12 protein-coding genes are annotated in these 13,059 nt (G+C 42.3%); 9 read left to right on the forward strand and 3 right to left on the reverse strand.

Going from position 1 to position 13,059, the window contains the following annotated elements:
- Positions 1 to 45: 45 nt before the first annotated feature.
- From FQV43_RS05880 to galE, 5 genes are all read left to right on the forward strand, one after another.
- Complete coding sequence (locus tag FQV43_RS05880) at positions 46 to 549, forward strand: DUF3099 domain-containing protein (RefSeq protein WP_210415232.1); 504 nt, start codon at positions 46 to 48, stop codon at positions 547 to 549.
- A 3-nt stretch (positions 550 to 552) separates the two neighbouring features.
- Positions 553 to 1,017, forward strand: coding sequence for a D-aminoacyl-tRNA deacylase (gene dtd / locus FQV43_RS05885; RefSeq protein ID WP_144273016.1), 465 nt, complete (start codon positions 553 to 555; stop codon positions 1,015 to 1,017).
- 152 nt (positions 1,018 to 1,169) lie between these two features.
- Positions 1,170 to 2,159, forward strand: a complete 990-nt coding sequence (locus FQV43_RS05890; RefSeq protein ID WP_146339434.1) for a sigma-70 family RNA polymerase sigma factor — start codon at positions 1,170 to 1,172, stop codon at positions 2,157 to 2,159.
- A 234-nt stretch (positions 2,160 to 2,393) separates the two neighbouring features.
- Positions 2,394 to 3,074 carry an iron dependent repressor, metal binding and dimerization domain protein gene (locus FQV43_RS05895; RefSeq protein WP_144273018.1) on the forward strand — a complete coding sequence of 227 codons (681 nt, stop codon included), beginning with the start codon at positions 2,394 to 2,396 and terminating at the stop codon, positions 3,072 to 3,074.
- Positions 3,075 to 3,126: 52 nt separating this feature from the next.
- Positions 3,127 to 4,104 (forward strand): UDP-glucose 4-epimerase GalE, encoded by a 978-nt coding sequence (gene galE / locus FQV43_RS05900; RefSeq protein ID WP_146339436.1) that lies wholly within the window; start codon positions 3,127 to 3,129, stop codon positions 4,102 to 4,104.
- 105 nt (positions 4,105 to 4,209) lie between these two features.
- On the opposite strand, the gene FQV43_RS05905 is transcribed toward galE, so the two are convergent.
- Positions 4,210 to 5,316 carry a DUF4192 domain-containing protein gene (locus FQV43_RS05905; protein WP_144273020.1) on the reverse strand — a complete coding sequence of 369 codons (1,107 nt, stop codon included), beginning with the start codon at positions 5,314 to 5,316 and terminating at the stop codon, positions 4,210 to 4,212.
- A gap of 319 nt (positions 5,317 to 5,635) precedes the next feature.
- Between FQV43_RS05905 and FQV43_RS05910 the strand changes: the two genes are divergently transcribed.
- From FQV43_RS05910 to FQV43_RS05925, 4 genes are all read left to right on the forward strand, one after another.
- Positions 5,636 to 6,712 (forward strand): PAC2 family protein, encoded by a 1,077-nt coding sequence (locus FQV43_RS05910; RefSeq protein ID WP_144273021.1) that lies wholly within the window; start codon positions 5,636 to 5,638, stop codon positions 6,710 to 6,712.
- A 157-nt stretch (positions 6,713 to 6,869) separates the two neighbouring features.
- Positions 6,870 to 9,389: an RNA helicase gene (locus tag FQV43_RS05915; protein ID WP_144273022.1), complete on the forward strand. Its 2,520-nt coding sequence runs from the start codon at positions 6,870 to 6,872 to the stop codon at positions 9,387 to 9,389.
- 776 nt (positions 9,390 to 10,165) lie between these two features.
- Positions 10,166 to 10,612, forward strand: a complete 447-nt coding sequence (locus tag FQV43_RS05920) for a helix-turn-helix transcriptional regulator (protein ID WP_146339438.1) — start codon at positions 10,166 to 10,168, stop codon at positions 10,610 to 10,612.
- A gap of 7 nt (positions 10,613 to 10,619) precedes the next feature.
- On the forward strand, positions 10,620 to 12,065 hold the full coding sequence (locus FQV43_RS05925) for a HipA domain-containing protein (RefSeq protein WP_146339440.1): 1,446 nt from the start codon (positions 10,620 to 10,622) through the stop codon (positions 12,063 to 12,065).
- On the opposite strand, the gene FQV43_RS05930 is transcribed toward FQV43_RS05925, so the two are convergent.
- Positions 12,062 to 12,400: a hypothetical protein gene (locus tag FQV43_RS05930; protein WP_210415233.1), complete on the reverse strand. Its 339-nt coding sequence runs from the start codon at positions 12,398 to 12,400 to the stop codon at positions 12,062 to 12,064. The two genes, FQV43_RS05925 and FQV43_RS05930, sit on opposite strands and share 4 nt — an antisense overlap.
- Positions 12,401 to 12,532: 132 nt before the next feature.
- Positions 12,533 to 13,057 (reverse strand): carboxymuconolactone decarboxylase family protein, encoded by a 525-nt coding sequence (locus FQV43_RS05935; RefSeq protein ID WP_144273023.1) that lies wholly within the window; start codon positions 13,055 to 13,057, stop codon positions 12,533 to 12,535.
- Between the last annotated feature and the right edge of the window lie 2 nt (positions 13,058 to 13,059).

Genomic DNA, 13,059 nt, shown 5'->3' on the forward strand with positions numbered 1-13,059 from the left:
CCACTTCTATGCCGAAAGCACATAATAGGGCTACGCTTGGCTAATATGAGTAACTTTCGTGGGACAATTGTCGAGCATGAGCAATCATCTGATGATGATTTCCCTTCGCGTCGCCCACGTATAGGACAGATACTGGATTTTGTATCTCGGCCGATGCGCAGACGCACAGCTGTGCTCATTACTGATGCCAAACAAAGTCCGGAGCAAAATAGAAAGCGTCGCAAAAAGACTTATACCTGGTTGCAAGGGTTGCGAATCCCTTTTCTGCTATTGGCAGCTCTGACGTATTTTTTCATGCACAATATCGCGCTTTCGACGATTCTGTTCTTGGTGTCCATTCCGTTACCGTGGATAGCTGTTGTCATTGCTAATGAAACTGGGCAGCGTCGAGATAAGCGGGAACAACAAGTATATAAGCCTGCGTTGATGAGAGCTCAACAAGAAATTAGTGCACGGCAAGCAGCGCTTGAGGAGCACCACACGCAATCGAAAAATGATAGAGAACATTCTACTAATACACCTGATGACAATGCATCAGACGAGGAATAAATTATGAAAGCAGTATTAACTCGAGTGAGCTACGCGGATGTACGAGTAAAGCGAGAAAATAATAACGACGGCACAGAATGTTGGGAAAAAATTGCTGAAATAAAGTGCTCAGATAGTGGCGGTATTTTAGCCCTGGTGGGAGTTGCGCGTAGTGATGACAGCACTGATGCAGCATTGATGGCAAGAAAAATTGCTGAACTACGTATTTTGGCAGGCGAAAAGAATGTTGAACAGGCTCACGCCCCAGTTTTATTAGTAAGTCAATTTACTTTGTTAGGGCAAACAGCAAAAGGACGACGGCCTTCTTGGTCTGAGGCTGCTCCTTCTGAACTTGCTCACCCGCTCATAGAAGAAGTAGCTCTTTTATTGCGCGAGCGTGGCATATATGTAGAGCAAGGACAATTCGGTGCGCATATGAAAGTTTCTTCCACTAACGACGGTCCTTTTACTGTGTTGGTGGAAACCTAATGTGAGCTTTGTACCTCTACGGGTTGCTTCTTCTGATCGGTAATGATCGGTAATGGGGTTTCGATACTGAAAAATATTCTGAATGGGGTGGGAACAAAAGCATGACCTAACCCGTTACTTCATATAGAACACCGATTTCAGGAGGTAGCAAGGTGACTAGCCCTTCCATACAGGATTATGAAACTGAAGAAGTCGATCAGGGTAGCCGTCGAGGGCATACGAATGATAATCCCTCAGCAGATCTTGTTCGTGTGTATCTCAATGGTATCGGTAAGACCGCTTTGCTTACTGCCGAAGATGAGGTTCATCTAGCGCAAACTATCGAAACAGGTCTTTATGCTGAGTACCTTCTAGAAAACTCTGCTGATCAGCTTACTCGTGCAAAGAAACGTGATCTTAAAGTCCTTGTCAAGGAAGGACGCAAAGCTCGATCGCATCTTTTGGAGGCAAATTTACGCCTTGTCGTTTCCCTTGCTAAGCGCTATACCGGACGTGGGATGCCATTATTGGATCTCATTCAAGAAGGAAACTTGGGTCTTATCCGCGCTATGGAAAAATTCGACTATACCAAGGGATTTAAGTTCTCTACTTATGCTACATGGTGGATTCGCCAAGCCATTACACGCGGCATGGCCGATCAATCTCGCACAATTCGTTTACCAGTGCATTTAGTAGAACAAGTCAATAAACTTTCACGTATCAAGCGCGAAATGTATCAGCATCTAGGACGTGAGGCAACAAATGAGGAACTTGCCGAAGAATCAGGAATTGATGAGTCCAAGATTGAGATGCTCTTGCGGCAGTCGCGTGACCCAGTAAGTTTGGATATGCCTGTGGGGGCAGATGAAGAGGCACCTTTAGGTGACTTTATTGAAGATTCAGAAGCAGCTGATGCTGAAGCTGCGGTAGTTGCTTCATTGCGCCACTCTGATATTCGTGAGGTCTTAGGTACTCTCGAACAACGTGAACAAGATGTCATTCGTATGCGTTATGGTCTAGACGACGGTGTCCCGCGCACTTTGGATCAAATTGGTCGTGAGTTTGGTCTGTCTCGCGAGCGTGTCCGGCAAATAGAACGGGAAGTAATGTCAAAACTTCGCGGAGGCGCACACGCTGATCGTCTGCGAGAATATGCGCTGTAATAGCCCCTTGGCTAAAGATGACAACCATATGCTATATGGTTGTCATCTTTTTTAATCTTTACCCCTGCTTATAGTTTTGTCTTGTGTATGATCGTTGTATCAAGGTGATAAGAAAGCTAGCAGATTTTTCGTTAGTATTTAACATTATCTGATGATACATATGCCAAGTACATTAATCTTTATATAATTATTAAATAATTAGCGCATAGTGTTTTAAGGAATTGAGGTATAACCGTGAAAGATCTAGTCGATACCACAGAAATGTATCTCCGCACGATTTATGAACTAGAAGAAGAAGGCATTACTCCACTCCGAGCGCGTATTGCTGAACGACTAGAACAATCAGGTCCCACGGTAAGCCAAACAGTAGCTCGCATGGAACGAGATGGACTTGTACATGTTAGCGCAGATCGTAGTTTAGAAATGACAGATAAAGGGCGTGCCCTTGCCACTGCTGTAATGCGTAAACATCGTCTTGCAGAACGCTTACTCACCGATGTTATTGGGCTTGATATCCAAAAAGTACATAGCGAGGCATGTCGCTGGGAGCACGTCATGAGTGACGAAGTAGAGCGACGTCTTGTGGATGTACTTGATGACGTTGAACGCTCCCCTTTTGGTAACCCTATTCCAGGACTTCAAGATTTAGGTGTCGAAGGAGTCTCTAACACAAGTACAGGAGTACGCACTATTGATGCACCAGTTGGAGAACCTCGCACTGTGCGTATTGTGCAGATTAATGAGATTCTTCAAGATGATTCTGATCAATTCCGAGCTCTGCTTAATGCCGGAATTACAATCGGCAGTGAAGTGCAATTCGAGAACAAGTCAGGTCACATTTTCCTATCTGCTAACGGAAAAACAATCGAGCTTATCGACGACCTAGCCCACGCAGTTCATATCGAAGAAATCTAAACACTTTTGGTTGCATTCCATAGAAATATAAAGCATTAAGGATTAGAATACGATGAAATTATTGGTCACTGGCGGAGCTGGTTACGTCGGCAGTGTGTGTGCAAAGGTTCTTCTAGAAAAAGGGCATGAGGTCGTTATTGTCGATAATCTTTCCACAGGAAACAGTTGGGCCATCCCAGCAGAAGCAACTTTCATTGAAGGCAATGTCGACGATGTTGCTTCACAGGTGCTTTCCAGTGGCGACTTCGATGGTGTTGTGCACTTTGCAGCACGTTCTCTGGTAGGAGAATCTGTTGAAAAACCAGATGAATACTGGCGGGATAATGTTATTACCACTTTAACTCTCCTCAACGCCATGAAAGACAATAATGTCACCAACCTGGTTTTTTCCTCTACCGCCGCTACATATGGGGAACCGGAGAACACACCAATCACGGAATTAAACCCCACTCAGCCCACTAATCCTTACGGCGCAACAAAACTCGCCATCGATTATGCCATTTCTTCTTATTGCAAAGCATATGGTATCGCTGCTACCAGCCTGCGCTATTTCAACGTCGCAGGTGCATATGGCGATCTTGGTGAAATCCGTGAAATTGAGACTCATCTTATTCCGCTTGTCCTTCAGGTAGCACTTGGTCAGCGTGATCATATTTCCATCTATGGCACAGATTGGCCTACCCCGGATGGAACCTGTATCCGCGATTATATTCATATCCGTGATCTTGCTGAAGCACACTGCCTTGCACTTGACTCCAATGTTCCCGCTGAACACAGAATATTTAACCTAGGCTCTGGCACTGGTTTTTCTGTCAAAGAAGTTATTGATATGTGCAGGCAAGTAACTGGACACCCCATTCCTGCACAAGAAGCACCACGTAGAGCTGGTGATCCCGCTGTTTTGATCGCTTCTTCAGATAAGGCAATAACTGAACTTAACTGGCAACCAACACGTACCGATTTGCACACCATTGTTCAGGATGCCTGGGCTTTCACCTCTGAATATGCCCGTTCACATACAGATCGTTAAGGTGCTTTTATGCTGGCGTATGTGTTGTTGCCTACGCCAGCATAATTTACTCTAGGGCGCCTGGCCTCTCAGTCTCTTAGTACAGTGGTAGAAGAATTATTGCCGTCAATCTCTCACAGGCCATGTATCTTCTATGCTCTCACGAGCACCCCGGCAGATGGCACCAAGAAGCTCTTTGGTCATTCCCCGCTGATAGCCTTTGAGAATAAGTTTGCTCAAAATATGCCCTGGGACAGCTAGTTGTGCCTGTTGTAACGCAATCACTCCCCTAAAATGCGGACCATATATAAACACTAAAATGGCAAAAAGTGTCAAAGCATTAGCCCGGATCTCACCAGAAAAGGATCTAGCAACTGCTAGCAAAATAATTTTCGCTGCTTGAGGCTGGTTAAGCAGCGCCAAAATAATTCTGTCGCGAACAAAACTTGTAGCAAAATGTGCAGCAAAGAACACAAGTAATTCACTGTTATAGGCTGTCCTATCGTCAGTACACAATAGCTCTTTCTCAAATTCTGTTAATAGCTCTGAAACGGAAATATTCTCTGAAAACATCTGAATTTGTAAATTCATGCCATTGCTGACTGCAATTTTATTGAGTTGTTCTCTTTTATCTGCTGAAAAGGCAGAATACCGATGAGAAAAATAATCCATTGCTTCCTCCCGAGTGAGATCAGGCAATTCACCTTTTCTCATTATGGCTTGCATTACAGGAGAACAAGAAATAAAAGCAACTTTTCCTTGATACCACTGTGAATTCTTTTCCATATCAGGAAAGAAATTTTCATCTGCAAAGAGCAATTGGTACTCTGCTTCTGTTTTAATTTCTGGTACCCACCAACAACCAACTATTTCCGACACAGCATCATTAGCAATATGCATAAGTTTTGCGTGTAATTCATCCAGCTTATCGACGTTTTCTCGAGTAATAATTACTGCCAGAACAATGTTGGCTCCTATGGAACGTACTGCTACTCCAACATCATGAGCATAATCCAAATCTGCAAGACTAAGGCGAATGATTGGACCAGGCTCTATATTATCGCTACATATGCTCCACGTATTCTCACTATCTGTATGTGTAACCGTTGCATTATTTTTTACATGGCGAAAACTTAAAAAAACTACTGATTCTTCCGGGTAGTAGCCAAAGTGCCCTGGAATATCAGCAAGAAGCTGCTTCATCGTTATGTCATCGTTTCGTTGTGTATTCACACAAAAGACAATGCCAATTTTATTGCCACCTGCATAGTGTTTCGTCGATAGCTACTATTTTTCTGTGGATAAATAGTCAGTCTCGTAAGTTATGCACAATTACGCTCTTTATTTTTCTTGTTTTCTGCAATGCTACTTAGAAAATCCATAATGAAGGGAACATATTTCCGATAGTGTGCGTTGTAGTAGATACCTCGACAAGTGATGCAAAATCCATGCATACAGATAGGTGCTAATATCAGCCTTTTTGTTGTCAAAAACGATAGTATTGATAAATATATGAATAGAACGTGCATAGAGATAGATAGAGGAGGAAACCATGCATAATTATGATTCCAGTATGTATGAACTTCAATTTCCAGCTCCTGAGGTATCTCGATCTGGTGAAGAAGGTCCTACTCTTATCGTGGCACTTGAAGGTTATGCTGATGCAGGTCAAGCCATCAATGAAAGTGCATCCTTTTTGCTTTCTGCACTAGACCATCGTCTTTTAGCAAGTTTTAATAATGATGAGCTGATTGACTACAGAGCACGGCGTCCAGGCGTGGTTATTGATAATAACTCAGTTGAAGGAATCGCAGAACTACATTTAAGTATTAACGCAGTAAAAGATACTTCTGGTCGCTCGTTTTTATTGCTAAGCGGCCCAGAACCTGATATTCGTTGGGAAGCATTTACCGCAGCGGTTGCATCTTTAGTAGAAAAATTCCAGGTAAGCCAGACCATTTGTTTGTATGCTGCTCCGATGACAGTTCCCCATACTCGTCCCTTAGTAGTAAGCGCTCATGGGAATTCACCCAAACTGTTAGAAAAACAATTCTCTCTTGATGCCTCTTATACAGTCCCTGGCTCAGCATCGCTCATGCTCGAGCGCTTATTAAACAAACAAGGACGTAATGTCGCTGGCTATACAGCTCATGTACCACATTATCTAGCGTCATCGTCCTACCCACAAGCTACATTAGGGCTATTGCAAGCAGTATCTACAGCTACTGATCTAGATTTTCCGCTTAACTCCTTAGTTATTGATGCTGAACAAGTTGCGCTATCGATTGAAGAACAAGTATCTAGTTCTTCCGAGATCCAACAAGTAGTACATATGCTTGAGCAACAATACGATGAGGAATTAGAACGCTATCGGCAACGCCATCCCCACGCACTCATGCCTGGTGAATCTGCTTTAGAGTCTGAAGTACCTAGTGGAGAAACTTTGGGAGCTGAATTTGAGCAATTCCTAGCCGCTCTCGAAGATTTCGACACTACCGATGCGCGTGATAATCACCAGAACAGCCAAGAGTACATCATTGATGCGCCTATTGTGGATGCAGAAACCTCAATTGACGTGGATCTGCCTCCAACCAATGATGCACAGGAAAATACTGAAAGAGAAGAATAACTCTTGTCACCATCATTGCACGTATTTTCTCAGGCATAATATCTGTGGTGGTTTTAGCACACAAGCAATAAACCCTGAGTTCTCAGTGTTCCTCAGGGCTATACCATTGAGAGGATATGGTTTCGTCTATCACGGATTGCGACTATTGTAAGAAAATATGAATCTTTCCAGTATGCTGCCCGATCTTGCAGAAGTACCAGAATCTTTCGTTGATGAATCTATCTTTGACTCATTCTTAGGTTGGGTGCGTACTCGGAATATACAGCTCTACCCTGCTCAAGAAGAAGCTGCGCTGAGTATATTGACTGGTGATAATGTTATTCTCGCCACGCCTACTGGCTCGGGAAAATCTATGGTAGCTATTGCCGCACATTTCATAGCCCTAGCACGTGGCCAGCGCAGTTTTTATACTGCGCCAATTAAAGCCCTGGTAAGCGAAAAGTTCTTCGCGCTATGTGAAATTTTTGGTCCAGAATCTGTCGGCATGATGACTGGCGATGCATCAGTTAATTCCCAGGCGCCAATTATTTGTGCCACTGCAGAAATCGTCGCAAATATGGCGCTGCGTGAAGGAGCAAACGCACATATAGATCAAGTAATTATGGACGAGTTCCATTATTATTCTGATCCTCAACGTGGTTGGTCATGGCAAGTTCCCCTATTAGAATTACCCCATGCACAATTCTTACTCATGTCAGCTACTCTTGGAGACACAACACAGCTGAGTGCTGATCTAAGCAAAAGAACCAATCGAAAAACAACCCTGGTCGGCGCACATTCACAACGCCCGGTGCCATTAGAGTTTGACTTTGTTTATACGCCTGTGCATGAAACTATCGAAACACTACTAAAAAACGATAAAGCACCCATCTATGTTGTTCACTTTACCCAGCGTGAAGCAATTGAACGTGCTCAAGCTCTCAGCAGTATAACGATTATTGACCAAGAGACTAAAGAACGCATTGCGCAGCATATCGGAAATTTTCGGTTCAGCACTACCTTTGGTCATACGCTATCGAAATTATTACGCCGTGGTATTGGTGTTCATCACGCAGGTATGTTACCGAAGTACCGTCGATTAGTAGAAAAATTGTCACAAACTGGTTTGTTAAAAGTTATTTGCGGGACAGATACTCTTGGAGTGGGAATCAATGTCCCTATTCGCACTGTGTTGCTATGTAGTTTGGCAAAATTCGACGGAAATAAGCAACGCATCATTAGCTCTCGTGAGTTTCATCAAATTGCCGGGCGCGCTGGGCGAGCTGGATTCGATAGCACAGGTTATGTCGTTATCCAGGCGACTGAACATGAAATAGAAAATTGGCGTGCTAGGCAACGAGCAGGTAGCGATCCGAAAAAAATTAAGAAGATTCGTAAAAAATCTACCCGAGAGGGTGAAGTCGGTTGGACAGAAAATACTTATAAGCGACTTATCGACGCCCCGGCAGAACCCTTGCAAAGTCAATTCAAGGTAAGTAACTCCATGCTGCTTAATGTTATTGCGCGTGGCGGAGATACCTATGCTCATATGCAGCATTTGCTAAGAACAAACCACAATAGTCGTCGACAGCAAAATCAAGATATTTTGACTGCTATTGAATTAGTGCGTGGCTTAGTCAATGCAGGAATTGTAGTTGCAGGTAATGGTCGTTATCAGCTTACACAGGAGTTGCAATATGATTTTGCGCTCAACCAGCCGTTATCGCCTTTCGCCTTGGCAGCTTTGGAATTACTTGATAAACAATCTCCTTCTTATGAACTTGATGTGATCAGTGTATTCGAGGCAATTCTAGAAGACCCACGCATAGTGCTTATTGCGCAACAAAAGGAAGCAAAAAGTGCAGAGCTCGCTGCGCTTAATGCCGATGGCGCAAGCTATAGCGAAAAAATGAAAGCTATCGACGAGATTACTTGGCCACAACCTCTCGGTGATTTGCTCAGCAATGCCTATCACAGCTATACCCAGGGACATCCTTGGGCAAAAGAGTTTGATATCCACCCGAAATCCGTCGTCCGCGAAATGTTAGAAAAAGGCTGGACCTTTTCTGATCTTATTTCCGCTTATGGTCTTGCACGCGCTGAAGGTGTAGTTCTGCGCTATCTCATTGATGCCTGGCGCACGCTCGAGCATACGCTGCCACAGGAATACAAGACTGAAGAGTTAGAAAATATCATTGAATGGCTTGGGGAAAGTATCAAACACATTGATTCTTCCCTGGTTAATGAGTGGTTAGAGCTCACTGATCCAGAGCAGCCAATTTCCCGCGATATGTTGGAAAAAGAGGTTGCTTTTGGCGTCGATAATCCTGATGCATTTACTGCGAATAAGCGCGCCTTTGAGATTGCAGTGCGTAACTTTTTCTTTCAACTTGTGGTGCTGCTCGCTTATGAAAAAGAATCACAACTCGCGGAAAAATTAGACTACCTTGAGCAACAACCTGACTGGGTCGCAGGTCTTGATGCCTATTTTGATGAGTATGACGATATTGATACAAGTGCCCAAGCTAGAGGACGAGAGTATTTTTCCATCAAAAAAGATGAATCTTCTTGGGAAGTGACACAGATACTGAAAGATCCAGACAATGATAACGCTTACCGACTTGTTGGCGTGGTGGATCTTCCGGCGAGCGACGCAGCTGAGGAAATACGACTGAGCAGTATTGAGTTTGTGTATTAATAAGGGACTTATATATTTAACGCACCTTAAAGCCATTCAAGTAGAAGAATAAACCATACAGCTTAGCTGCACGGAGCTTAGTTCTTAATCTTTTCCCACCCCATTCTTGCACATCTTTTAATACCCACAGGGACATACATGAAAAATGCTTACTAGGCTGAGGTGCCTGATTTCTGGACACATATGTCGCCCATGCGGAACGGTTGATACCTAAATAGTGCGCGCATTACTCAGCCGTATAGAACACTTCCCCTAATTCTAGGTTAGTAACTGCAAGCACGATCCGTTATAGCCTTCCTGGTGTTGTATCCAGCCAAAAACGCTAAAGGAATGAGCAAAAGCGTAGCCCACCAACCATTAAGGTCTGTGATTATGATGCCAAGAAGACACAATATAGTGGTGACAACTATTATATATTTCATCACGTCCTCCAAGATATTGTATGATGAGGGGTGCCTACCCACTGCCTAGATAATAGTGGCATCTAGGAATGGGTAGGATTTTCTTCTATCCTTTTCGATGCTTACCTTGTGACTTCATATCGAGAATATCTTTATAAAGGGTTTTATATAGTCAATACACTTTGTGCAATCTAGCTCCACCTAACATATTTATCTACTTTTTATTTCTCAACATATCTCTTTTGCAGTATTTATTAGTCTTAATGACTAGTTTTTCTATTGAACGTAGAGAGACAGATAGTATTAAAAACAGTTTTAATGCGCTCATAATGTGGAATTTGTTGTTCTCAATAACAATAATTGAAGGCAGTGGTTATGGATAATGTGAAAGCTATAGTTACTGAATTTAAGAGGGTAACTGATTACATTAAAAATAAAGAACCCAATGCAGAGCTTTTCTTTACCGCACGAAGTATTATGGCATATCGCTTAATGATCGATGAAGGTCTGAAACTGGGTGAAGTGGCTATCATGCTGAACATTTCCGAAGAAGAATTATCTGAACTTGTTAATATCGCTCGACTAAAGATGGAAGGGCGGCAATTGAACTTCTTAAATATATTTCAGCAAGGGCGTTGGCTTAAAGAAATGCGGGAGTATAGACAACTAACTAGAGAACAATTAGCCGCAAAAATAAGTCAAGATACAGAAATTGAATGGGTAGAAAAAGCAGAAAATGGTCATGTGAAGATAGGTGATCCGCGTATCATATATGCTTTTCAAGCATTAGATGTAAAAGTTGGTCGTTATTTTTTTGGGTGAGCAAATTATGAAAAATCTGGATGTTTACCTCTATGACGATTTGGTAGCACAATTAACTTTTACCAATAGCGGTTTAGTTGAATTACATTATGTTTCAGATACTTCCCCTGTTCTATCTGTATCATTACCTAATGATGGTTCTAAATTGAAACGTATGGCTATTCGTAATTTTTTTGATAATTTGTTGCCAGATGATGAAAAAATACGTGAAGAATGGGCTGCACGTTTTTCCCAAAGAAGAAAAATATCTCCTAAAAACCCTTTTGCGTTACTTGAACACATGGGACATGATGCACCAGGAGCTTTAGTAATCTTGCCAGAGGGTAAAACGTTAGATGCTAGACGAGGTGAATTAGAATATCTAGCCCAAGGTGACATAGCCGCTAGACTTTCTCTTATATCCAGTCATGCTGGCAGTGTTGCGAAATTTGCCGATATAAATAGTTTCAATGGTCGTTTTTCTCTTTCTGGTGCACAACCAAAAATAGCACTCACAAGTTTCGATAATGGAGTAAATTTTTACTCTTCTAGTGGCTTGTTTCCTTCTACCCACATACTTAAACCTACTGGCGGTATGTTCAGAGATAGTGATTTAATTGAGCATTTAACCCATAAAACTGCATTATTTTCGTCGCTTAACACAACTAAAACTGACTTTAGAGATTTTAATGGTCAAACCTGTTTGGTATCTAATCGTTATGATCGGAATTTTATTGAAAAAGAAAAAGCTATTAGGCGATTACATCAGGAAGACATGTGTCAAGCGTTTGGAATATCCTCGCAGAAAAAATATGAATCCGATGGCGGGACATCCGTAAAAAATATACTTCTTCTGCTGAAAAATAGAGCAAGTGAAAAAGATGTTTTCTCTTTTATTGAATATCAAGCATTTTCATGGGCAGTTGCCAATACAGATGGTCATGCTAAAAATTTTTCCATCTTACACCGTAAAAATGGAGAAATTGAATTAGCTCCACTTTATGACATATGTTCATTTTTGCCCTACGAACCCTCAAAGGGCAGCAGAGATCCTGTATTTGGAAGAGCCTATTATTCCCCGAAGTTAGCCATGAAAATAGGCGAAAGATGCATGACAGAAAAAATAGGGGAGAATAATTGGAGAAAGCTAGCTGAATCTACCCAGTTAGATCCTGATAAGGTGCTTAGTCATGTTGTTGGTGTGTTAGATCGACTTCCAGAAGCTACTATCCAAGCAGTAAAAGAAGCTAAGACCTATTCAGATTCTGAATTATTAGATGTTTATGAAGATAAGATTCTTTCCTCTGTAGAAAAATGTAGGAATTCAATTTTTAGTAATGTTTCTGCCGCCCCGGCAGCACATACAAGTAATTGTTCAATTTATAGTAAACCTCTTACTAATCCAGAATCAATTGCGCGAGGCATGGGAGAAAAATGTGCCAAACAACCAGATACTCATACAAGATCAAATTAAGAACAATGTCTAACGTCCCGTAGTTCAGGAAACTTCGTTTCATATAGCTCACGTAAAACAGGGGGGATTCTGATAGATCCCCATATTTGACGCAGTAAGGTGTGATTGAGGTATTTGAGATCCTCGACTTTAAGCGCTTCCCTTAAAACAGTACGATATAAGGTTTTAATTCTTGGGATTCCAGCATCAAGATCATAACCTTTATTAGAATGCCAGTCTAAATAATTAGGCAGCTTAACCACACCACTTGTCGGACCATCCATATACTCTAAAGAATCAGGTAAAACATAAGAACGACCACACACATGACCTGGATTTAATGCTTTCTTCTCCATAAAAAGATAAACTTTCCAAAAATGACTATCAAAATAAAAATTAGTCTTTCAAGCAAAGCGCGCTACAGGAACTAATCTCATAGCGCGCTTCAACAAATAATAATTGGTACTCAGCGCTCACTGACCATACACTCAGCGTGCAGCTTCAATTTGAGTTGCTTGAGCAACAGCTTGAACTACAGAAGCAATTTTAACGGCTTCCCATACCTGCTCTTTGGTAAGTCCTTCTTCACGAACTGTGTTTGCGTGAGCAACAGCGCAATGCTCGCAACCATTGATTGCTGATGCAGCGAGTGACCACAGCTCGAAGTCAACTTTTTCCACACCTGGTTTTGAGATGATGTTCATGCGCAAACCGAACTTCACCTGTGCGTAATCATCGCCTAGCCAGTTTTTTGCACGGTATGCAACGTTATTCATAGCCATAACTGTTGCAGCACCAAGTGCAGCTTCTACGGCTTCTGCACTCAAGTGTTCCTTTGCTTCATCAATGATTTCTGAAAATACAGCCTCATTGCGTGTTGCTGCTGCACTCGCCAATAATGTTCCCCATAGCTGTTGTTCGCTAAGTTCAGTGGAACGTACGAGAGAGCCAAGGTTAAGTTTTTGGTCTTTTGCATACTCTGGTAGAGCAGACTTGAGATTGTCAATGGACATGA

Source organism: Corynebacterium sp. sy039 (assembly GCF_007904105.1).
Lineage (GTDB): Bacteria > Actinomycetota > Actinomycetes > Mycobacteriales > Mycobacteriaceae > Corynebacterium.